General features: G+C 36.9%; 16 protein-coding genes. 12 read left to right on the forward strand and 4 right to left on the reverse strand.

Features of this window, described 5'->3' with window-relative positions; all coding sequences use genetic code 11:
• Positions 1 to 71: 71 nt before the first annotated feature.
• Both RIV7116_RS04150 and dnaK read right to left on the reverse strand, forming a co-directional pair.
• Positions 72 to 1067: a DnaJ C-terminal domain-containing protein gene (locus RIV7116_RS04150; RefSeq protein ID WP_015117011.1), complete on the reverse strand. Its 996-nt coding sequence runs from the start codon at positions 1065 to 1067 to the stop codon at positions 72 to 74.
• Between the two features lie 419 nt (positions 1068 to 1486).
• Entirely contained in the window at positions 1487 to 3760 is a 2274-nt protein-coding gene (gene dnaK, locus RIV7116_RS04155) for a molecular chaperone DnaK (RefSeq protein ID WP_015117012.1), read from the reverse strand.
• Positions 3761 to 4031: 271 nt separating this feature from the next.
• Here dnaK and RIV7116_RS04160 point away from each other — a divergent pair, with 271 nt between their 5' ends.
• The 5 genes from RIV7116_RS04160 to RIV7116_RS04185 all read left to right on the forward strand — a co-directional run bounded on the left by RIV7116_RS04160 (position 4032) and on the right by RIV7116_RS04185 (position 10934).
• A complete protein-coding gene (locus RIV7116_RS04160; RefSeq protein ID WP_015117013.1) occupies positions 4032 to 4886 on the forward strand; it encodes a M28 family peptidase in 855 nt (284 codons plus the stop codon).
• A 213-nt stretch (positions 4887 to 5099) separates the two neighbouring features.
• Complete coding sequence (locus RIV7116_RS04165) at positions 5100 to 6761, forward strand: AMP-binding protein (protein WP_015117014.1); 1662 nt, start codon at positions 5100 to 5102, stop codon at positions 6759 to 6761.
• 1139 nt (positions 6762 to 7900) lie between these two features.
• The gene (locus RIV7116_RS04175) at positions 7901 to 8485 is read left to right on the forward strand and encodes a response regulator (protein WP_015117015.1); all 585 of its coding nucleotides are present in this window, start codon (positions 7901 to 7903) and stop codon (positions 8483 to 8485) included.
• A 402-nt stretch (positions 8486 to 8887) separates the two neighbouring features.
• Positions 8888 to 10489: a S41 family peptidase gene (locus RIV7116_RS04180; RefSeq protein ID WP_015117016.1), complete on the forward strand. Its 1602-nt coding sequence runs from the start codon at positions 8888 to 8890 to the stop codon at positions 10487 to 10489.
• 229 nt (positions 10490 to 10718) lie between these two features.
• Positions 10719 to 10934, forward strand: a complete 216-nt coding sequence (locus tag RIV7116_RS04185) for a DUF2945 domain-containing protein (protein WP_015117017.1) — start codon at positions 10719 to 10721, stop codon at positions 10932 to 10934.
• A 197-nt stretch (positions 10935 to 11131) separates the two neighbouring features.
• Here the strand turns inward: RIV7116_RS04185 and RIV7116_RS04190 are convergent, their stop codons facing one another.
• The gene (locus RIV7116_RS04190) at positions 11132 to 12187 is read right to left on the reverse strand and encodes an NAD(P)/FAD-dependent oxidoreductase (protein WP_015117018.1); all 1056 of its coding nucleotides are present in this window, start codon (positions 12185 to 12187) and stop codon (positions 11132 to 11134) included.
• A gap of 125 nt (positions 12188 to 12312) precedes the next feature.
• On the opposite strand from RIV7116_RS04190, the gene RIV7116_RS04195 reads away from it, so the two are divergent.
• The 4 genes from RIV7116_RS04195 (at position 12313) to sir (ending at position 18081) form a co-directional block, all read left to right on the forward strand.
• Positions 12313 to 13155, forward strand: coding sequence for a YaaW family protein (locus RIV7116_RS04195; RefSeq protein WP_044291482.1), 843 nt, complete (start codon positions 12313 to 12315; stop codon positions 13153 to 13155).
• A gap of 140 nt (positions 13156 to 13295) precedes the next feature.
• A complete protein-coding gene (locus RIV7116_RS04200) occupies positions 13296 to 14588 on the forward strand; it encodes an O-antigen ligase (RefSeq protein ID WP_015117020.1) in 1293 nt (430 codons plus the stop codon).
• A 408-nt stretch (positions 14589 to 14996) separates the two neighbouring features.
• Entirely contained in the window at positions 14997 to 15530 is a 534-nt protein-coding gene (locus RIV7116_RS04205; protein WP_015117021.1) for a hypothetical protein, read from the forward strand.
• 637 nt (positions 15531 to 16167) lie between these two features.
• Positions 16168 to 18081, forward strand: a complete 1914-nt coding sequence (gene sir, locus RIV7116_RS04210) for a sulfite reductase, ferredoxin dependent (RefSeq protein ID WP_015117022.1) — start codon at positions 16168 to 16170, stop codon at positions 18079 to 18081.
• Between the two features lie 192 nt (positions 18082 to 18273).
• Here the strand turns inward: sir and RIV7116_RS04215 are convergent, their stop codons facing one another.
• On the reverse strand, positions 18274 to 19104 hold the full coding sequence (locus RIV7116_RS04215; RefSeq protein ID WP_015117023.1) for a DUF4351 domain-containing protein: 831 nt from the start codon (positions 19102 to 19104) through the stop codon (positions 18274 to 18276).
• Positions 19105 to 19332: 228 nt separating this feature from the next.
• Between RIV7116_RS04215 and RIV7116_RS33625 the strand changes: the two genes are divergently transcribed.
• From RIV7116_RS33625 to RIV7116_RS04230, 3 genes are read left to right on the forward strand one after another with little or no spacing between them, the layout of a single operon-like run.
• Positions 19333 to 21138: a CHAT domain-containing protein gene (locus RIV7116_RS33625; protein ID WP_015117024.1), complete on the forward strand. Its 1806-nt coding sequence runs from the start codon at positions 19333 to 19335 to the stop codon at positions 21136 to 21138.
• A 10-nt stretch (positions 21139 to 21148) separates the two neighbouring features.
• The gene (locus RIV7116_RS04225) at positions 21149 to 21508 is read left to right on the forward strand and encodes a hypothetical protein (protein WP_015117025.1); all 360 of its coding nucleotides are present in this window, start codon (positions 21149 to 21151) and stop codon (positions 21506 to 21508) included.
• 15 nt (positions 21509 to 21523) lie between these two features.
• On the forward strand, positions 21524 to 22876 hold the full coding sequence (locus RIV7116_RS04230; protein WP_015117026.1) for a hypothetical protein: 1353 nt from the start codon (positions 21524 to 21526) through the stop codon (positions 22874 to 22876).
• The last annotated feature ends 78 nt before the right edge of the window (positions 22877 to 22954 follow it).

The following is a 22954-nucleotide window of genomic DNA, read 5'->3' on the forward strand; positions in this document are numbered from 1 at the left end:
AAATCAATCTATAGAGGGATTTATCAATCAAAAATTCAAGATTAATTAAGGTTAGCTTTTAATTTATTTAATTATCTCAGCAAATCTTTACGAGGTTTAAAAGTTTCAATCTCTCGCAATTTTTCGTAAAGTTGGCGTTCTTCAGAACTAATATTCTTTGGACTGGGAGTAATGATTTGAATTTCTACGAGTTGATTTCCCCGCTTTCCTTTTTCGTTGGGATACCCTTTACCTTCTAAACGCAATCTTTGACCGGATCTAACTCCTGGAGGAATTGTCATTTTGACTAATCCATCTAGGGTTGGTGCTTCTACTTGCCCTCCTAAAACTGCTTCGCAGGGAGTAATCGGTACTTGGCAGTAAATATCGTTACCGTCAAGTTTAAATATATGATGGGTTTGTACGGTAATTTTTAAGTATAAATCGCCGCCACCAATACCTTGATTGCGTAAGCGAATTGTTTGTCCCGTTACCATTCCTGGAGGCATATTAACTTCTAAGGAGCGCCCATCTTCAAGACGAATTCTTTCTAAGCCACCTTGATAGGCTTTCTCTAAGGGTAAAGTTAATCTTGCTTCTATATCCCGACGAGTTTGGCGGGCATTTGGGCTATAGGAAACTTTTGTTCTGGGAGTGCGAAACGGGTCGGTGTTTGGAGTATTGGCAGAAGCAGTAGAAGATTTATTGCCTTTATTTTTGACACCAAATACTTGGTCGATAAAGGTATCAAAGTTATCGTATTTACCGGGGTTTACATCACTAGAAGTACGACCACCGTTGCCTTGATTCCAGGCTTTACGGGGGGAAGATTTAGAACCAGCAAAGCCATTTTGTTTCCAAAAAACGCTAAATTGGTCGTACTGAGCGCGTTTTCCGGGGTCGCTTAAAATTTCGTAAGCTTCATTTACATCTTTAAATTTTTCCTCTGCGGCTTTATTACCGGGATTTAAATCTGGATGGTATTGACGTGCTAATCGGCGATAACTTTTTTTAATTTCATCGTTTGGGGCATCTTTAGATACTCCTAAAATCTCGTAGTAATCGCGAAAATTCTGCAAGTTTTGCATAGTGAGTTGTTTAACTTTCGATTTGTAAGTAGGAGTAGGTAATGAATAATAGGTAATTCGGAGTTAGTAATATCAATAAATGATTTTTATTTTATTTTATTTTTAGTTTTCCTCATATATAGTAAGTTGTTCGGGCAGGAGTTCGACTCGGATATTTTGCATCAAAGGGATGAAAGAATAAGATTTTCTTTGTAGTTGATGCTTTCTGCTTAATAATTTTACTCAGTCAAAAAGATGAAATGTGCTTTTTAAAGGCTGAGAAGAAAGCGTTTGTATGCTTAGTTTTTACTCTTTGTGTTTACTATTACTTATCTTAAAAGCCGGATTATTTCATAAGTATATTGTTAAATAACTAGGAGCGGGGTTAACCGCCCGTATATTCACTTAGTTTGACTCACAAAAAGCTGCTTTAAGCGACTTTAGAGCCAATCATCATCTTCGTCATCCCAGTTATCTTGGTAGCTGGGTTTAGATGGTTTACGGGAGGAATAACCTTTGTCTCTGGCATCGTAGGAAGAAGGATAGCTGTTGTCTCTTCCGTAGCTCCTGTCGTTATCTCTTCCGTAACCTCGATCGGATTCTCCACCGTAACCTCGATCGGATTCGCCACCGTAACCTCTATCTGGTTCTCTTCCATAACCCCGATCTGGTTCTCTGCCGTAACCTCGTCTATCGGCATCCCTACCGTAAGCTCCTCTGTCATAGTCTTTGCCGTAGCCCCGGTCATAATCTCTATCGCCGTAACCACGGTCGTAGTCTCTACCGTAGCCTTTATCGGAACCTTTACCAATACCTCTATCGTAGAAATCGTCATCATCTTTATCGCCGATAAAGATGTCGCGGATGGTACCGAATAAATCATCTTCTTCGTCGTCGGCATAGTACTGGCGTACTTCTTTATTTAAATCGGATAAGGCATCTTGCAAATCGGCGTAAGCTTGGTCAATACCTCTATCGTCATCTTGCTTCAAACTATCGCGTAAATCTCGGCAAATATTATCAATTCGCTGACGACGATTGCGAGCAAACTGCATTCCGAAATCTAGGGCGACTTCTCGAAGTTGTCTTTCTGCCTGTAAAATTAATGCTTCGGAGCGGGTGCGTTTTTCGACTTTTTCTTTGCGCTGTCTGTCAACGTCGGCAAATTTTTCTGCATCCTTAATTGCTTTCTGAATATCGGCTTCACTTAAATTAGAAGCACCTTGAACTGTAATACTTTGTTCTCTGCCGGTGGTTCTATCTAAAGCAGTTACCTGTAATATGCCGTTAGCATCAATATCAAAAGATACTTGTATTTGCGGAATTCCCCGAGGTGCGGGAGGTATTCCATATAGTTTAAATCTTCCCAGAGATTTGTTATCGGCAGCCATTTCCCGCTCGCCTTGGGCTACGTGTACTTCTACAGTGTTTTGATTGTTTTCGGAGGTGGAGAAAATATCGGAACGGCGAACTGGGATTGTAGTGTTGCGAGGAATCAACTTTTTCATGACTCCGCCAATAGTTTCTAAACCAATTGATAAAGGAGTTACGTCAAGCAGCAATACATCTTTTAATTCGCCACCAAGAATACCAGCTTGTACGGCAGCACCAACGGCTACAACTTCATCGGGGTTCACATTTTGGTTGGGCTGCAAACCAATCATTGCTTCTACCAATTTTTCAACAATTGGCATTCTGGTTGAACCACCCACGAGTACAACTTCTTCAATATCTCGGGGAGTCATCCCGGCATCACGCAGCGCTCTTTTAACGGGAACTCGCAATCTACCCAACAAATCGTCGCACATCGCTTCAAACTGCGAACGAGTCAAACGAGTTTCTAAATGTTTTGGTCCATCTTGGTCGGCAGTAATAAAAGGTAAATTAATATCGGTAACGCTAACCGCCGAAAGTTCGATTTTTGCCTTTTCCGCAGCTTCCATTAAACGTTGTAAAGCTTGTCTATCCTTTCTTAAATCGACACCTTCATCTTCCAAAAACTTTTCGGCTAACCAATCAACAATCCTTTTATCAAAATCGTTTCCACCTAATTGAGTATCGCCACTGGTTGCTTTAACTTCAAATACACTGTCGCCAACTTCCAATATAGATACATCAAAAGTTCCACCACCCAAGTCAAATACCAAAATAACTTCGCTCTGGGCTTTCTCCAAGCCGTAAGCTAAAGCAGCAGCAGTTGGTTCGTTAAGAATTCTCAATACTTCTAAACCCGCGATTCTACCCGCATCTCTGGTAGCTTGTCGCTGAGCATCATTAAAATAAGCGGGAACGGTAATTACTGCCCCAGTAACAGGTTCGCCTAAATACTTACTGGCATCATCGGCTAATTTTCTCAAAATCATCGCCGAAACTTCTTCCGGTGCAAAGTTCTTCTTTACACGGGGACATACAATATTGATATCACCAAGTTCGCTTTTACGCACCGTATAAGGAACCCGCTTCGATTCCGGAGTTAATTCCGAATATTTGCGCCCCATAAACCGCTTGATAGCAAAAAAGGTATTTTGAGGATTGAGGACAGTTTGTCTTCTTGCCATCTGCCCAACAACCTTTTCGCCGTCTTTACTAAAGCCAACAACCGATGGAGTGGTTCGCATTCCTTCCGCATTGGCAATAACCACCGGCTTGCCACCTTCCATAACGGCGACTACAGAGTTTGTTGTACCCAAGTCGATGCCTACTACCTTGCCCATGCCCTACGCTTCTCCTAGTATGTCTTATAAATATATGTTTAGAAGTAATGCTTGATTTATTGTATCTTGCAGTTGAGAAATACATTGTCAACTAAGTTATCAATAATCAACTCTCAAGTTTGAAATAATTGAATTAATCCATCAAAGTCGCCATTAACAGTTAAAATCCATTTTTGCCTTTGGTGGGTAATAAATTTACTTGAAAAAACAAATCGTTTTTCACTGCTTATCTGAGTTTTATCCTTTATCCTTCATAGTTCCTAGTTAATCCGTGGATTTAAAAAAACAACTCGAAACCCATCTTATCCAGATAGCACGAGAACGCGATGCTTATTTAGCAACAGCAGGACATTTCTTTGTTCAAGAATACATTCGTGCTGATTTTTCACAATGGGGAAGTGTGGAAATCCACACCTTTGAAGTTGGTAGTAAAGTCTGTGAAAATCTCATCTTGAATTTACCTTCAGATTTTAAAACTGGAAAGGACAATTTATCACCAATTTTAATTGCGGCTCATTATGATGGGGTTCCGGGAACTCCAGCAGCCGATGATAATGCTAGTGGTGTGGCAGTTTTATTAGAATTAGCCAGAATTTTTGCCACGCAGCCAACTAAGTATCCTATACGACTAGTGGCTTTTGATATGGAAGAGGCTGGTTTATTGGGGAGTAAGGATTATGTAAATGAGTTGGTAAAGAAGAAGCAGAAGCTGCGGTTGATGATGTCTTTGGAAATGTTAGGGTACTGCGATCGCAATCCGGGAACGCAAGAATATCCGGCTCCGGTGTTGAAGTCGTTTTATCCCGATACTGGGGATTTTATTGCTTTGATTGGTAATTTGAAGACGCTGCCGGATTTATTTCGGCTTCGCAATAGTTTTCGGAAATCGGGGACAAAAAGTGAATTTTTACCAGTTCCCAATAATGGAAAGATGGTGGCTGATACTAGAAGAAGCGACCATTCACCGTTTTGGGATGCTGGATATCGAGCAATGATGGTAACTGATACTTCATTTATGCGGAATCCTCATTATCACAAGCCTAGTGACAAAATTGAAACTTTGGATTTGGATTTTTTGACTGGGGTTTGTCGGGGGTTGGAAGCGGGGATTAGGAAGTTGATGTAGACAGATGCTTAGTACCGCTTATCGAGAAGGAATATGTCAGAAAAATAATGACCGGTCAAACTTAATGCTTTTGAGTACTAGCGCTTCGTCCTATTAGTTGTACTAGTTTATATTTAAACTGTATGCTATTTAAATCAAGGGTTTTAACAATATATAAACTCCTGATAATTGATGGGGTAAAGCATTAGAAAATTTCAAAAACTCTTAAGAATAATGACTGACTTTAATTTCCTGAAAGCATATCTCAACTTTGTTAATGAAACTCCAGAAGAAATTATTTTTCATCGCTTTGAAAATAAGAAAATAAATACATATACTTGGGGTCATCTTCACGAAGAAGTTTGTAAAATAGCAGCTTATATCGAAAGCCTAAAACTTCCTCAAAAATCGAACATCGGGATTTTTTCTTCTAACCATCCCGAATGGATTATAACCGACCTTGCGATTATGTTAGCTGGACATGTTTCAGTTCCAATATATCCATTAATAGGGAAAGCTGCTTTACGAGATATATTAGCTGATGCAGAACTAAAACTATTATTTTTGGGTACAACATTGCATGAAAATATCATCGATAAATTTGCTCAAAATTTACCTGTAGTACATTTTAGTCATTATCAAGGTGGAATAGGAACTTCTTTTCACGACATTTTGAAAGCCGATTTAAGCTTTAGTGCTTCTTACCATCCACAACCAAACGACCTTTTAACCATCATTTACACATCAGGAACAACGAACAAATCAAAAGGCGTAATGCATAGTTTGGCAAGTATGTCAGGCTTAGGAAAAGATTTATTAAATGGACCAGTTAGTCCAACCAAAAAAGATAGACTATTTGCTTACGGAACTTTTGCTCATATCTCTGAAAGAATTGGTATCGAACTTTCATGCTTTTATACAGGTTGTAGTGTATATTTTGCTGAATCGCGAGAAACAATCTTAGCTGATTTAGTGCAGACGAAACCAACAATTCTCTTTGGTAATCCGATGTTTTGGCAAAGGCTAAAAGCAGGTATTTTAAGCAAATGTCCCCAAAATATTATCAATGAAAAACTCAAAAATGAAGGCGAATCTTTTCAGAAGAGCTTACGTCAATTACTTGGCTTAGATTGTGCTAGACATGTATATGTCGGTGCTAGTGCTATTGAACCAAAAATTTTGCAGTGGTTCCATGATTATTTAGGATTATCAATTAAACAGGTGTATGGTTCGACAGAAGGCTTAGGTATTTGCTCTATAAATTATGCAGCTTCTACAGATTTCGGCTGTGTTGGCGAGCCTTTATCGGGGATAGATATTAGTATTGGTGAAAATGATGAAATACTTTATAAAAGTCCATCTCTAACAATTGGTTATTACCAAAATCCTCAAGCAACATCAGAAATATTTACTGCCGATGGTTTTTTTAAGTCAGGTGATAGTGGCTACATTAAAAATGGTCAGTTATTTATAAAAGGTCGCATCCAGGAAAACTTCAAAACAGCACGTTCTAATATGGTTTTCCCAAACCGGATTGAGTGTATGCTAACTGCCAATGGATTATTAGAAAATGTTTGTGTTTTGGGTGAGGGACGTATGCAACCATTTGCAGTCGCTACTTTAGCAACTAATTGGCAGGATAAGTTTGGTAATCTAGAATTAGTTGAAGAATTGAAAGATTGTGTTGCACAAGTTAATTCACAATTGCAGGAGCGCGAGCATATTGATAGACTTTTTGTTACTGATTTTGAATGGAATCAGGATAATGGTTTCTTGACTTCGACAATGAAAATTGCTCGTCGCAATATTGCCAAATATTTTCAAAAAGTTGAAGTTAGCGAACAATTGCAAATTGAATGGAAGCAAAAACATCAAATCTTTCCTGTAGCTACTTAATTTTGATAAAATATAGCTCTTTTATAAATAGGAAGTTTATTCAAACTTACGTACTTAGATAGGTTAAACAATAATTGAATCTGCTCCCTATTTATGCAAATTCTATAACCAAAACTTCGGTTAATGCAGATAAAAAATTAATTATGTCTCTAGGATGCGATGATTTTATTAGCAAGCTATTCCAGGAAAATATTTTGCTGGAAAAAATTGCTTATCATTTAGGGGTTAAATATATTTACAGCAACGAACACCAGGATTTAGCATCACAATAGTGTCATCATCGATTTACTTCAGAATCGTTAAAAATCATGTCTGCCCAATGGCGATCGCAACTTTTTCAAGCTGCTAGTATTTGAAATAGAAAATTTGTACTATAACTGCTTATGGAAATACCTGAAGGTAATAATAGCCTCATCAAACAGTATCTAATAAATTTAACTGAGAAATTTGATTTTGCTAAAAGAATTGATTTAATCAAATTATCTGAAGTCGTAAATTTTAGCAGCCAAAATTAAATGATTATGGAAGTAACCTTCCCCTCTCCCCAAAGCATCGGATGGGGTTTCTCGTATCCAACAAAGCCATCGCAATGTGTTAAGGTATTAACCCGGTTTTTTAACAAAATCGGGTTTGTTTATGTTGCAGCCTCAAAAATTTAAGCTTTTGCTAAGCTGCTATGCATATAACTTATATCTGAATTTGGTATTGCTTAATGTCTACAGCCCCTGCCCCTTATTGCTTTCGCACAACACCTTATCGCTTATTCTTGCTGCTTGAGTCTAAGAAGAATCTGGACAAACCAACCTCACTTTTACCCGAATCCTTAACTTTATATTAATTTCTTCCTGCCTTTTCGTTAAATATTTCCATAAATATTCTCTTGTAAAATCAATAATTGGCGGTGATTTAGTATATAGACATCTACCAACAGTAGCAATTATAATGAATCTTCAGATGGAATTAGAAAATATTTTGATGTAGTTTTCTGGTTCGACAAATACTACTTACATCAACAAGCGAGTGAAAGCTTAGGCTTTACGGTGTAATAATTGTGTTTCAATTAATGTTTCCTGTTTCTTAACTTAGCTAGTAGGTTCGTACATAAAAGACCAAATTTGTTTAATGTCAACAATATAAATATGACGACAATATTACAAACATTAGGTTGCAAAGGCAATATTCTTGTAGTTGATGACGAACCAGATAATTTAGAAGTTTTATCTATTATTCTTGAATCGGAAGGTTATCAAGTTAGACAAGCGATAAATGCTAATATCGCCCTTAAAACTATCAAGCTTAAATTACCGGAATTGATTTTGCTAGACATCAAAATGCCAGAAATTGATGGATATCAATTATGTCAGAAACTAAAATCAAACTCGGAGACTAAAGATATTCCAGTTATATTTTTAAGCGGTTTGGCGAGAGATATTGATAAATGTAAAGGATTTGAAGTTGGTGCTGTAGATTTTATTATTAAGCCCTTTCACTTACAAGAAACTTTAGCTAGAGTTAAACATCAGTTAACTATTCGCAAATTGGAGCTTGAATTACAGCAAAGAAATCACGAACTTAGTCAGCAAAACAATCGCTTAGAAACTGAAGTCTATATTCGTCAGCAGGCAGAAAACGAATTAGAAAGCTGCAAACTTTTATTGGAAGCTAAAAATCGCCAGATTCAGACTATATTTGATAATTGTCATAGTTTGCAAGCGCATTCTTAAAGCATTACCAATTTAAGATTGCTCTATATAAGTAAGTCAGCATAAATGAACCGAATCATGTAACAGAATGTTAATTGCGTTGCCAGTGATTTTACATTACTTTACATAGTTCGATTTATTTGCACCTATCCACCTATGTAACAGAATATAACAGAATTCAAAAATCATAGAACCGTTACAATTAGCCGCTGCTTAGGTAGCGGTTATACTTATAAATTAGCGCAGACTTTCTGGTAGCGAACGAATTAAATATTAATTGAGCGGTCTAGATTAAATTCTACAACCAGAGGAATTTGAGCGATGTATCTGCTGTATTAAAAGTTAAACTTTTTACTTCAAAAAAATAGTTTGTGTAACAATAACGATATCTTTCTAACACAGGCTTCAAGGAGTAAAAGAACTATGGCTGACTATAAGTTGGATAATGTAGTCGCTTCGATGGGATTGACGGAAGAACAGAAAAAGCAAATTATCGAGCAATCAATTAAAGAAGAAAGAGAAGAGATTGTTAATCAAGCTTTAAATTTCATTGAAAATATCTACGTTCATTTACCTTTGAAACGCGCTAGAAATGCTATCGATCCAGTACAACGTTTGAAGCTGCTGAAGTATCGGTTGGTGAAAATGAGCGAACTTAATTTTCAGCAGGAAATGATTGGCATATTTACAGAGCTTAGGGATTTGCATACAGTTTATCTCCCTCCGATGCCTTATCAGTCTATTAATTTTGTTTTACCTTTTATGATTGAAGAATTTTATGAAAACAATCAAAGGTATTACATTGTTTCTCATGTAAACGAGGATTTTGAGCATGAAAGTTTAGAAAAAGGGGTGATAGTAACTCATTGGAATGGTGTGCCCATCGAGCGCGCTATTGAGTTAAATGGTTTGCAAACTTATGCTAATAACGAACATGCTTGTCGAATTCATGGTTTAAATTCTTTAACTTTGCGATCGGGGAGTAAATATTTAGTTCCAGATGAAGAATGGCTATACATTTCTTATATTACGAAAAACCAAGAGCATTACGAACATCGTTTTCAATGGCAAACTTGGAATTTACCGGAAAATCAAGCTCAATCAAATAGTCAAGCTGTTCCCAACTCAAGAGCTTATGGTTCTTTAGGAGTTGATTTTGAAGCTTCTAAATTGCAGAAAATTAAAAAAAGTTTGTTTGCTTCAACTACCCAAGAAAATCAAATATTTTATGAAACCGATTTTCAATGGAGTATTTGCAGTACTACTCATGGTGAATTTGGATATATCCGAATCCACAGCTTTATGATTTATGATAGACAAAAATTTATTCAAGATTTGATTCGTATTTTAGAACAGTTACCCAAAGACGGTTTAATAATCGATATTCGCGGAAATAGTGGTGGATATATTGAAGCTGCTGAAATGATGCTTCAGTTATTTACCGCAAATAAAATTCAACCAGAATTATTTCAATTTTTAAATACACCAACAACTTTCAAAGTAGCTCCGGAGCCTTGGAAAAGTTCGATTGAATCTTCGATAGATACTGGCGCTGTTTATTCTTTAGGATTCCCTATTGGCGGACATTCCTATTATCTAGATGAGATTAATCAATACGGAAGAAAATATTTTGGTCCCACAATTTTGATTACCGATGCTTTATGCTATAGCAGTACAGAGATTTTTGCGGCGGGATTCCAAGATAATAATATAGGGGTTATTCTTGGAACTAATGAAAGCACCGGTGCTGGTGGTGCAAATATTTGGGAATATTACGATTTATTCCATCCTTTGGGTTATTCTCCTTTACCAAGAAATGCACAGATGAGAATGGCTGTTAAACGTGCTATGCGTGTAGGAGATAAAAACGGTTTTCCTTTAGAAGATTCTGGAGTTATTCCCGATTATATTCATAATATGACTCGCAATGATGTTTTAAATGGGAATGTAGATTTGATTGAAAAAGCCGCTAGTCTTTTGGCAAATATGAAAGGATTGCATCATTTACCTTTAGAAGTATTTTAATCAGTGAACAGTTAACAGTTAGCAGTGAACAGTGAACAGTGAACAGTTACCAGTTAGCAGTGAACAGTTAACAGTTATCAAGTATTTTATAAGCGATAGCTGGTGTAGAGACGTAGCAGTGCTACGTCTTTCGATCTACCTAAAGAATGATGTCTGTAGAATGATGCTTTTTTATTACATTACTTAAAATAGTTCTGTAAGAAAACTAATAAATCAAGAATTAAAAAACATGAGCAACGAATTTAAAGAAGGCGATAAAGTACAGTGGAATACTGCTGGTGGTAAGACAACTGGTGAAGTCAAAAAGAAGTTGACTTCTGAAACAGAGATTAAAGGACATCATGTTGCAGCTTCTAAAGATAATCCAGAATATTTAGTTGTAAGTGAGAAAAGTGGTAAAGAAGCGGCTCATAAACCAGAGTCTTTAGATAAAGTTAATGATTAATTTTAGAATCTGTTAAACCTAGGATTATTTATTAATTTTAACGAAAATTTTTAGAGGTTTAATGCACCAACCGAGATTAACGATTTAATATCATCTTGGGTTATTTATCTAATTAACATGGTGCGTTACGGTATTAACAAAGATGTTTATGAACTCGCAAAATTTTTGTTACCGTAACACACCCTACAGATTAATAACTACAAAGCATCAAAAAAATTAATTCCTGGTAATTCTCGCTGCTGAAGTTTACAGTTAATGTGTTCGGCTGCTGCAATTCCGGAAAGTATTGCACTTTCGATGAGATTTCCACCACACCAATCTCCACAACATACTAAAGGTAAAGATGTTTCTGCTGGTAAACAAGTTTGTTGCAATGGTGTTTTGGGAAATGCATATCTCCAACGGTGTACTTGCATCCATTGGGGATTATTTAACCAAGGTAAGTTTACCCCCGAAGCGGCATTGTGTAATATTTCTCTTCCAACTTGCTCTAAATCTTCCGATTCAAAATTTTTATGGGCAAAGTCGGCGCTGCTATGAATGACAAAATGAGGTTGAGTGGGATTTTTTCTTTTACTGCTATCTAACCCAATCCATCCCAATACAGAATTTTGCGTAAATGTAATTGCTTTCCATTCAGGTTGTGCTGATGATTCGGTATATCCTGCCATTACGGTAATAGCTGGGTAATATTCAACACCTCGTAATTTCTCTAGGAAATTATTATCTAATAAATTTTGAGCAAATGATTCCAATATCATTACAGCTTGAGGTGCTGGAATAGCAACAACTAAAGAAGAAGCTGTAAATTCTTGATTAGTTTGGCTAGTTAAATGCCATTGATTTTGAAAATTAAGGTCAATTTTTTTAACACGTTCTCCGCGATTTATTTGTAATCCTTGTGCCAGAAATTTAGCTATAACATTCATTCCTTCTGGTGCGGTGTAGGGAAGAGATGATTGCAAGTTAGCCGTAAGAGATGAAGAATTTTCTTGAACGTGAAGAGTGTCAGTCCAAACTTCTAAATCGCCCTTTTGAGAAAGTAAAGTTACCAAACGTTGTGAAAATTCACCTTTTGGTTTGAGATAACAAGCACCATGATCCGCTTTTGTTTCAAATAAACGTCTTGTGGCAACTCTTCCACCCACTCCACGGGATTTATCTATTATCTTTACCGAATATCCGACTTGGGTTAATTGTTGAGCGCAAACTAAACCCGCGATTCCGGCACCAATTACAGTAATATCAGTCATCAGTCAATAGTTCGTAGTATAGAGTTGTTAGTTTTCAGCTATCGTACAAAGCATTACTCATGAGTGCCGAAAGCTAATAGTAGAATAAGGTACGGGAAAAAATGTACGTTTGGGAGAAAGGGAAATTGGATGAATTAAGGGCAGCGCTAGAATTAGCTACCGAAGAAGAATTACAGGATTTGACTGCAATTTTATTTAGTCGTAAGTTTAATCCTTTGGATTACCTGCAAACACCAGAACCTATAGAAGTACAAAGCCAAAATCGTCAGGCTTGGCTGGATGCGATTGAAGAACGTTTTTGCTTTTTGGCAGCCGATGGAATGACAGTATTGCGGGGGCGCAGCCAGCAGATTACTTACCGCGAGGCTTTGATTGGGGTATGTAAATATTTAAAAATTTCTTATGCTGATGACTTGACAACCGTTGATTTAGAAGCTGAAGTATTTTTGCATCTTTTAGGAAAAGTTTGGAAAAAATTACCAGCCGGTGAGAAAAGAAAGTTAACTAATAAAGTACGACAGCATTTAATAAAATCCGAACTTAACGAACCCTTACCTTTAGCTTTACAAAAAGACCCTTTAGGTTTAATTTTTAAAGGCGGCAGTGCAATAGCCGTAACTTCGGTTATTCAGCCAATGTTGCTCAAACAAATTACCCGTCAATTTGCAACTCATTTCGCTACTTATCAAGTTGCAAAACAAGCAGCAATTACAGGTAGTAATGCTGCGGCAAAACAGTTTGGGGGTTATGCAACCTCACAAATTGCCCGTCGAGGTATGGCGGTAAGTGCAGCCCGTTATGGTGCTGTCAGAAGCTTATTTGCATTTGTCGGTCCGATGATGTGGGCTTGGTTTTTCGCCGACTTAGGATGGAGAGCGATCGCTACAAATTACGGACGAATTATTCCGACTATTTTCGCGTTGGCGCAAATTCGTCTGACTCGCGATGAATGTTGGGAAATGGCATAGTTTTGGGCATTGGGGATTGGGCATTGGGGATTGGGCATTGGGAAGAGATGATTAATTTACTCTCATTAGTCGCTACTAACTTCTGAGTCTGAACTATTCTCCATGCCGTATGCCCCATGCCCATTTATAGCTAATAATCTATGAAAAAAATATGGTCGTATTTACGACATCCAGATCCTAAGTTAAGATTTTCGTGGTATTGCTTGCAATTAGGGATATTTATCTTTCCTTTGTTTCCAGCTTTGGCTGCTATAGGTTTATTACTAAGTGCTTTAATTCCTTTTGGGCAAAATTTTCGTAAAATTATTAAATATCCTTTGTATCGAGGATTTATTTTTTTAAGTATATTTTTGCTAATAACCGTTGTTTTCGCTGCGGATAAAATCACGGCTTTTTTTGGTTTATTTAATTTACTACCCTTCTTTTTCTTATTCGCTGGTTTGAGTAACTTAATTCAAACAACTTGGCAATTACAACGCATTTCCTGGATTTTAAGTATAAATTCTCTACCTATCGTATTTATCGGTATCGGACAATTATTTTTAGGATGGAGTAGTTCAGAATTATGGAATAGTATCTTCGGTTGGAACCTCCTAGCTGGAGGAAACCCACCTAACCGCATGGCTTCTGTTTTTATGTACGCCAATATTTTAGCCGGTTATTTAGCCATAGTTTTTATATTAAGTTTGGGTTTATGGCTGCAAGAATGGCGAAGATTTAGAAGAAAACAAGGAGACAAAGAAGAATTTTCTCCCCCCACTCTCCTCTTCCTCACCTTCGCGGTAATAACCAACTTCGCAGGATTAATCCTAACTAATTCTCGTAATGCATGGGTAATAGCTTTGGTTGCTTGTTTGGCTTATGCTTTGTACCAAGGTTGGCGGTTAATTGTAGCTTTTGTAATGGGGATTGCTGGTAGCGTGATTTTGGCTGCTTTTGCTCCTTCACCAATTGCAGAGTTATTTCGTAAGATTGTTCCGGCTTTCTTCTGGGCGCGTTTCAACGACCAATTACACCCAGATCGACCTGTAGCTTTAATGCGTACCACTCAATGGAATTTTGCCTGGGATTTAACCTTACAGCGTCCTTTCACCGGTTGGGGGTTACGTAGTTTCTCCCAGATATATGAGACTAAAATGAATCTTTGGCTTGGTCATCCCCACAACTTATTTTTAATGCTGTCTGCCGAAACTGGATTGATTGCAACGCTGTTATTTTGCAGTTTACTGGGCTGGATATTTATTAAAGGTATTTATTTGCTCCGAGTGATTCCCGAGCAAGACAAATTAATCTTTTTTAGTTATTTACTAGTATTTATCGGCTGGATACTTTTCAATACCGTTGATGTAACGCTGTTTGATTTTCGCTTAAATACTGTTTCCTGGTTAATCTTGGGTGCGATTTATGGAGTTAGCATTGGGCATAGGGCATAGGGCATGGGGCATAGGGCATAGGATAATGTGATGATGATTTTTTATTTTCTTCCTCTCTACCGCCTCAAACTACTAAAAAACTTAATAAAAATCATCCGGAAAATTAGAAATTATTTAAATCTAACTATTCAAAAGAATAGATTCATTCATAGTGTTTGTGACAGATTAAAAAGAGTCTACCTAAATATTTTTCAGGCTAATTTGTGGAAACATTTTTTTCGCTTATTAGTCATGTAAAGATTGTTTTTTAAGCAAGATTGGAATCGTAAAATCGTAAAATATTTATATACGAGGATTTCCAGAGTTGTAAGTAACAAATTAACAATTGCAGCGATAAATTTTGGAACCTTTTAACTCGTTTTTCGACTATGAATGTAAAAGCAACCTGCACTATATTTGGTGACAATTATGAAACGCTTTATTAAGTCTTGTCTTACAATTTCAGCATTCTCTTCTTTATTAATAGCTCCTATTGTTTTATCCGCTGGTGAGGCTTCTGCACAGCCTAGAAGAAGTTGCGATTACACCTATGTTGGTGGTGGTATTGGCGCTCAAGTAACTAACGGTGGACAGGATAACGATGCTGCTAATGTTGGCGGTAATATCCAAGGTAGTTTACCAGTTGGCGGTACACCAATCGACGTTAAGACAAAGGTTCTATGGAACAACGATGCAACCGCTATCAACCCTGAAGTTGCAGCCGGTACATGTTTAGGTTCCCGTACAAAAGTATATGGTGCTGTTGGTTATTCTTTCGTAGAGCAAGATGGTAAATCAACTCCTTTAGGCAACAAAGATTCTGTCACCGCAAGTGTTGGTGTTGAATCTCAAGTTAAAAAAGGAATTGTTGTTTACAGTAATGCAACTGTAGCGCTTGATGGTTACGAGAATACCAGTGCTATACCTGTTAACGTTGGTGGTGGTGTTGGCTTCAATTGGTAATAGTACTAGTTATTTTGTAGCTAAAATTTTCCCAACAATTTGAGTCAGTAATTTTCGCCGATCTAAACTGGCGATATTACTGAAATAAAAAAGCAAATGACTCGTAGTCTTATCGTACTCAAGCATATTCTTTGAACCCACAGTTTATTTGCTTGAATGTACCTATAGAACTCAAAAAAAACTCAGTTTCTCGGCATATTTGTTGAGAAGCTGAGTTTTTATCAGTTAACAGGCTCACTGCTAACTGCTCACTGTTCACTGCTCACTGTTCACTGCTCACTGCTCACTGCTCACTGCTCACTGTTAAGTCTTGCTTCAATCAAGAATGGGGCTTCCTTTTTGCGTGATAAAATCAGGTTATTCCCCTTAATTCCGATCGGAATAGTGGGAATATACTTAGCCGAAAGGATGCATCTTTATCAGTGAGCAGTTGTCATTTATCAGTGAGTAGTAATTAGTAATATCGTTTAATCTGTTTGTTATCAACATCTTCAACTTTTTCCAAGGTCAAATTGGTATTAGAGATGAAGGTGTTATTTTAATCGGTGTTATTAAAACGATGACTGGTAATTGAAATACTGTTTATTGGCTGCTTCGGCGATGTAGGTAGTCACTACGAGAACACAATACCACTGTAATGGTTAAGTCCGCTCCTCCCGAAAACACAAACCGTAAATCTTCTAAGCTTGAAGGAATCAAGGAACGCAGCAATTTTCTGCGCGAACCTGTTGCTACTGAGATTCAGGAAGATACTAATCGCTTTAGTGAAGAAGCGATACAGATTCTCAAGTTTCACGGTTCTTATCAGCAAGATAATCGCGATAATCGCGCTCCTGGACAAGAAAAAGATTATCAAATGATGCTGCGAACCCGGAATCCGGGGGGGTTTATTCCACCGCAGTTGTATTTAACTTTAGATAAGCTTTCGGATGATTACGGAAACCACACGATGCGGATAACGACTCGTCAAGGTTTCCAACTGCACGGAATTTTAAAGAAGAATCTCAAAGCAACTATTGCCGCGATTGTCAAAAACATGGGTTCCACTTTAGGTGCTTGTGGAGACTTGAATCGTAACGTGATGGCACCTGCGGCTCCTTTTAAAAATAAACCAGAATATCAATACGCTATCGAGTACGCGGATAAAATAGCCGATTTACTTACACCGCAAACTGGCGCTTATTACGAAATTTGGCTCGATGGTGAAAAGGCTATCAGCGCTGAAGAAAGTCCGGAGGTAAAAGCCGCACGCGATCGCAACGGTACGGGAACGATTTTTCACGATTCTCCCGAACCGATTTACGGTACCCATTACATGCCGCGCAAGTTTAAAATTAGCGTTACGGTACCTGGTGATAATAGCATTGACCTTTATACTCAAGATTTATCGTTGGTGGTAATTACCGATGATAATTCACAGTTGCAGGGTTTCAATGTTTTTTGTGGTGGTGGTTTGGGAAGAACTCACAACAAGGAAGAAACTTTTGCTAGAAAAGCTGATGAGATTGGTTATGTCTCTAAAGAAGACGTTTACGATTTAGTTAAAGCTATTGTTGCTACTCAAAGAGATTATGGTGACAGAGTTCAAAGAAGACACGCTCGTCTGAAGTATTTAATTAATGATTGGGGTGTAGACAAATTCCGTTCCAAGGTTGAGGAATATTTTGGTAAGTCTGTTGAACCTTTTAGACAATTACCTGATTTTAAATATTACGACTATCTCGGTTGGAACGAACAAGGCGATGGAAAACTGTTTTTAGGAATTTCCATCGAAAACGGTAGAGTTAAAGATGAAGGCTCCTTCCAACTCAAAACTGCACTGCGAAAAATAGTTGAGCAATTCAATTTAGATATTCGATTGACAGCCAATCATAATCTGATATTCCTCGATATTGAACCAGATAAAAAATCAGCTATCGAAGAAATACTGCAAAATCACGGTATTAATAGCGACCCCGAAAAAATTGAACCACTGGTACGCTATGCAATGGCTTGTCCCGCACTTCCCACCTGTGGATTAGCGATCGCTGAATCTGAGAGAGCAATTCCCGGCATTCTGGATAGAATTCGTAAACTTTTAAATAGTTTAGGTTTACAAAAAGAGAGTTTTGTGGTGAGGATGACCGGCTGTCCCAACGGTTGCGCTCGCCCTTACATGGCAGAATTAGGCTTCGTTGGTAGCGCACCGGATACATATCAGTTGTGGTTGGGAGGTTGTCCAAATCAAACTCGGTTAGCACAGCCATATATGCAGAAATTGAAAGCTGAAGAATTAGAAAAGCAGCTAGAGCCTATGTTTGCTTACTTTAAAGAAAGTAAAGAGACAGAAGAGAGTTTTGGAGACTTTTGCAATCGAGTTGGATTTGATGCAATTCGCGAATATGCCGGGAGCTATAAACCGAAAAGTAGCACTATTGGCAAGAAATTGAGACATAGAGTCACCGTAAGAGACGACGTTTACGACAAACTCAAACAAGCATCTGAGAGTCAGGGTAAACCCATGACTGAGATGGTGAATGAAGCGATAAAGGCTTACTTGGAAGCTGAGTAAACCTCACCCCCAGCCCCTCTCCTTGTTAAGGAGAGGGGAGTTATGTAGGGTGTGTGACGACATTAGACGATATCAAATATACGAATTAATTTGAATTTGTCGTCACGCACCATTTTATTGAAAATATAATTCTATCTAAGTTAGTAGGTTGGGTGGAGCGATAGCAAAACCCAACATTACATTAGTTATTTGTTAGGAATTGTTATCCAACCAGCTGGTTAAATCGTTTTGGCTGGTAAAATCTAACAGTGCTTCTCCTAAGTCTTCTAATTGAGTTGTAGATAAAGCATTTATTCGCTGTTGAATTTCTGAATTCAAGTTACTAATACGACGGGTAAGTAGGCGTGTAATTAGTTGCAGCGCTTCTTGTTTCTTCCCCCGTTGCTCTCCTCTTTGAATAATATCCTGATAAATCACTGATTCTTGCATAATTTCCTCTCTAAATAGTTGATTGATTAAACTTCTGTCAAATCGTAATCCGGCTAAGATTTGGGTGCAGGCTGATATATTTTTTTGTTCTTCGCTTTCCTCAATCATATCTACCGCATTTGCAACTTGCTGTAATAAGCTTTCGGGTGAATTGCTTTTTGCTAGTGCTGCGAGCGGTAGAAGTGCGGGATTATTTAATAAAGGTGCGGAATCTTCTTCCCATAAGCGAATTACTCGATATTTGTGACGGGTATTTTTGTCTACATATTCTGTCTTGAAAACCATTTCCGAATTGCTCGGTTGTAAGAAAACAATTACTTGTTCGATGTCACACCCATATTGTTTTTTGAGTATGACGTAGTAGCTGAGCATTCGGAAATCGAGAGGAGGTGTTGATTGTGGTTGGGTTTGAAATTCAATGTGTAAAATTTGGTTGGAAGTTTGCAGGAATGTAACCGAATCAGCGCGGATTGGTTCGAGGTTAAGTTCGGTTTTGAGTACTTGGATATTTGAGGTATCGGTAGAGAGCAGCCATTTAGCGAACTCTTCGGGGTAGGTTTCCGCGAGGTATTTGCAGGTGTTGTCGTAAGCCAAAGTTCAATTAACAATTATCAATGAACAATTATTAATATTTCATGTTTTGTAGGGTGCTGTGACGGTTACGATAATTTATCATCCGTAAAGAAATAATTTGAAATTACCGTCACGCACCATTTTTTAAAAGTATTATTACTTGCAACTGAGTAATTTTCCGAAAGTTTAAACGATGCGACTGAATACTTGTCATAGTAACTTTATTTGCCCTTTGACTTGTATCTACCTATGAACCAACAGCGCTGGGATGCTTACCTCAATTTGATTCAACAATTGCTGAGTTGTACAAATGGGAAAGAAGGAGAAATATTACGGGAAAATCAAGATTTACTTGATGCTAAGTTTTTGCAGGTCATGGAAGCTGTTGCAAGGGTGATGTCGGAGGAAGGAAATGAAGATACTGCCAACTATTTAAGGAATTTAGGAAATAAGTTGGTGGAAGGATTCAACCTTAGTTATAATCTTCCTTATACTACACAAAAAAATGAAATTACACAGAGTGTAATCGATACCTATTTAGGATTTTTACTTGAAGTGCTGCAAGCAATGGAGGAAAGTAAAGGTAATAAAGATGTCCTTTACCCTTTGTTGATAGCAAATACAGATAAACTTGATAACAAATTTGCTGAAATATTGTGGCGGTGGTGTACTGTAACCCTCATCCTTGAACGCGATTCTAAAACTATCTTCCCCCCAAATATAGTTACCCAAATAGAACAACTCCGAGACGAAATAGCCAAAGGACAATACAAAATCCAAAACAGCACATCCGAAAATCCTACAGCTTTAGCCCAACAACTTCAGGAATTACGACAACAGAAGAAGAATTTAGAAGATAAATATTTACCCGTTGGCTCAGGTTTCAGTTTCAAAGAATTCCAAAAAAAATTAGACCGAAATAAAGCAGTTATTGAATGGTACATTACCAATACAGGCTTAGAGACTTTTATTATTACCTCCGATAATCTTCAAAGATTTAACTCATCTACATCCACTGGTAATTTAAAAGCTTTTACCGATTGGAATTTCAATTATTTGGATGCATATTACAGTAATAAAGATGAATGGAAAGACAATCTCTTTTCTCGTCTCAATCAACTTGCTCAAATTTTAAATATAGAAGAAATTCTCCAGCTAGTTCCAAACAATTGCTCTCACCTAACTCTAATTCCCCATCGCTACCTACATTTATTACCACTCCACGCATTACCTTTATCCGATAGTAGCTTTTTATGCGATAAATTCGCCGATGGTGTAAGTTATGCTCCCAGTTGCCAACTTCTACAACAACTGAATTTACGACAAAGAGTTGATTTTAATTCCCTATTCGCAATCCAAAACCCTACAGAAGATTTAGATTACACCGATTTAGAAGTAGAAACGATTTCATCGCTATTTACTGACAAAGAAATACTATCGAAAAAACAAGCTACTCAAACAGCTTTATCTCAAGCTTCATCACAAATACAACAAGCGAATTATCTCCACTTTTCCTGTCACGGTACGTTTAACCTAGAAACACCACAAAATTCTTGTTTACTCTTAGCTGGTGCAGATGAAAATGATAAATTAGATTTAAAGAAATGCTTAACTTTAGGTAAATTATTTGAACGAGATTTTAATCTTAGTCAATGTCGTCTTGTCGTTCTTTCAGCTTGTGAAACTGGTTTAATTGATTTCCAGAATACCAGCGACGAATACATCGGTTTACCCAGCGGTTTCCTATATGCTGGGAGTTCGAGCGTAGTTAGTAGTTTATGGACGGTAAATGATTTATCAACGTCTTTTTTAATGATAAAATTTATTCAAAATCTCAAGAATATAGAAAATATTTCGGTACCAGTTGCTTTAAATCAAGCTCAAACTTGGTTAAGGGAAGCAACAAAAGAAGATTTACAGGAATGGACGAGCAATTTACAATTAAATAATTTGCGACAAGTACAGTTAATGCTATTCTTCAAGCAAATAGAAGCAAACAGTAAACCTTTTCAATCACCATTCTATTGGGCTGCATTTACTGCTGTTGGTAATTAGGAGTTAAAATATGTCATTTGCAGAACAAAATTTATCAGCTTTTATCGATTTACTCGAAAATCAACCTGGTTTATTTTCTCAAGACAATATTACTAATTTAAAAGAGTTTATTCGCAATATACCCGACGATACCGAAAAACTATCAGATGCTGTTGCTACTTGGTATCAGAAACATTCTAAAATTCTTGATGCTCAATTAACTATTTTAAATAAATCTTCTTCAAAAACTGAAAGAGGACCTGGTAGCGCTAAACTTAATTCTAATATCTCTGAATATCAGCTTGATAAAAAGGCTTTACTTAATGCTATTCAACAAAGTTCTATAAAGGGTAAGGGTAAGGGTAAAGATAAAAATAATAGCAGAGGTTGATTTTTATTTTTCATAATGAATTATTCAACAGAAAAGGTAGCCTATCCCAAACTTACCCTCTACGCTTTTCATCTATACAAAAATCTAGCTGACGATTCTAAACCTGTCAAAAATTCGACTCATTTATGGAAAAAGTGTCAAGAAATTGGTAAAAAGTTGGGTATTCCTAAATTAGAAAGTTTATCAACATCGGAAAATCAACAAGTATCAAACGAAGATTTCATAAAATTCACAGCTATTAAGCATCAAGATAATCATCTAAACGGAGAAATTAACCGTTTACTAATTCACGATACCTACGCTCTCGATTTAACTTTCCGCTATCCACAGAAAGAAGTAGTACTTACCGATTTAACAGGATTAAATCAAGATAATTGTTTGCTTGCAAGTAATATAAATGCTTCCCTCGGACAAACTTTAGTTTTCTTTGCTCAACCTGTAGGAATAATTAACGATGAGAAAGCTTTTGCTGATGCTTGTGTAAAAGCTTTAATATCGGAATCTGAATTTAATAAATTAAACCTTTCGTGTCAGGGAAAAGGCAAATTATTAAATAGTTCGATATTTGAATATAATAATAATTCCGATTCTCCTCAAGAACAGTGTCATATCCTAATTTGGTTAAATACAAACCAAGAAACTACAGACTTAGAAAATTATGGAGAATATTATTATCCTTTAATTGAACTGTTAAATTGTCGTCATAAAATTATTTATGCTCGTTCGGAATCTCGTTGGTGTTATCAACAAGCTAGGAAAAAGTACAGTAATTTAGAAGAAAAAGTAAATCTATTTAATAATTTAAAAGACAATCCTGCTGATTCTAAATTAAAAGAATTTAATCAATGGTTAAACGAAATACCAGCAATCTCTTTTGAATACTCTCGCTATTTAAGAGATTTGGAATTACAGAGAAATACTATTCAAACTAACCTAAGAAACTATAAAATATATCTCGAAAAACTAAAAGCAATTTGGATTAAAGATGATTTAGAATTTTTATCAAGCTTCTCAGAATTAGCTGAAGATACTTTTATAGAACAAATTAATACAGACTTAGCTTATCTTACACCCGCACAAAGCCTTTTTGAGCAGCTAATTGAGTCAATTCGCGGTATCGTCGAAATCGAACAAACTAAACGCGATCGCAATCTCAACACTACAATAAACACTCTCGGTATCGGCTTCGGTGGTGGTGCAATTATTTCCGGTGTGGTTGTACAACATATCGATAAAATTAAACAACCTGTAGATTTATCTCTATCTGTTAATAAACCACTACATCCATTTTACGCTTCCTTATTCATCAGTATTGCTGCAACTTTATGCTTCTGTTTTATAGGTTGGCTAATTTCTAGAAGAAGGTAGTATTTATCCAACTACTTAAATTAAAAGCAGGTAATCAATTTTATTTATCGATTTATAAATTGAAATAATAAGGGTTTT

This window comes from Rivularia sp. PCC 7116 (assembly GCF_000316665.1).
Classification (GTDB): domain Bacteria; phylum Cyanobacteriota; class Cyanobacteriia; order Cyanobacteriales; family Nostocaceae; genus Rivularia.

What these genes read in the sequence shown, in the direction of transcription:
- RIV7116_RS04150 (WP_015117011.1), bottom strand. Translation starts at nt 1,067, where the DNA reads ATGCAAAACTTGCAGAATTTTCGCGATTACTACGAGATTTTAGGAGTA.
- dnaK (WP_015117012.1), bottom strand. Translation starts at nt 3,760, where the DNA reads ATGGGCAAGGTAGTAGGCATCGACTTGGGTACAACAAACTCTGTAGTC.
- RIV7116_RS04165 (WP_015117014.1), top strand. Translation starts at nt 5,100, where the DNA reads ATGACTGACTTTAATTTCCTGAAAGCATATCTCAACTTTGTTAATGAA.
- RIV7116_RS04175 (WP_015117015.1), top strand. Translation starts at nt 7,901, where the DNA reads ATGACGACAATATTACAAACATTAGGTTGCAAAGGCAATATTCTTGTA.
- RIV7116_RS04180 (WP_015117016.1), top strand. Translation starts at nt 8,888, where the DNA reads ATGGCTGACTATAAGTTGGATAATGTAGTCGCTTCGATGGGATTGACG.
- RIV7116_RS04185 (WP_015117017.1), top strand. Translation starts at nt 10,719, where the DNA reads ATGAGCAACGAATTTAAAGAAGGCGATAAAGTACAGTGGAATACTGCT.
- RIV7116_RS04190 (WP_015117018.1), bottom strand. Translation starts at nt 12,187, where the DNA reads ATGACTGATATTACTGTAATTGGTGCCGGAATCGCGGGTTTAGTTTGC.
- RIV7116_RS04200 (WP_015117020.1), top strand. Translation starts at nt 13,296, where the DNA reads ATGAAAAAAATATGGTCGTATTTACGACATCCAGATCCTAAGTTAAGA.
- RIV7116_RS04205 (WP_015117021.1), top strand. Translation starts at nt 14,997, where the DNA reads ATGAAACGCTTTATTAAGTCTTGTCTTACAATTTCAGCATTCTCTTCT.
- sir (WP_015117022.1), top strand. Translation starts at nt 16,168, where the DNA reads ATGGTTAAGTCCGCTCCTCCCGAAAACACAAACCGTAAATCTTCTAAG.
- RIV7116_RS33625 (WP_015117024.1), top strand. Translation starts at nt 19,333, where the DNA reads ATGAACCAACAGCGCTGGGATGCTTACCTCAATTTGATTCAACAATTG.
- RIV7116_RS04225 (WP_015117025.1), top strand. Translation starts at nt 21,149, where the DNA reads ATGTCATTTGCAGAACAAAATTTATCAGCTTTTATCGATTTACTCGAA.
- RIV7116_RS04230 (WP_015117026.1), top strand. Translation starts at nt 21,524, where the DNA reads ATGAATTATTCAACAGAAAAGGTAGCCTATCCCAAACTTACCCTCTAC.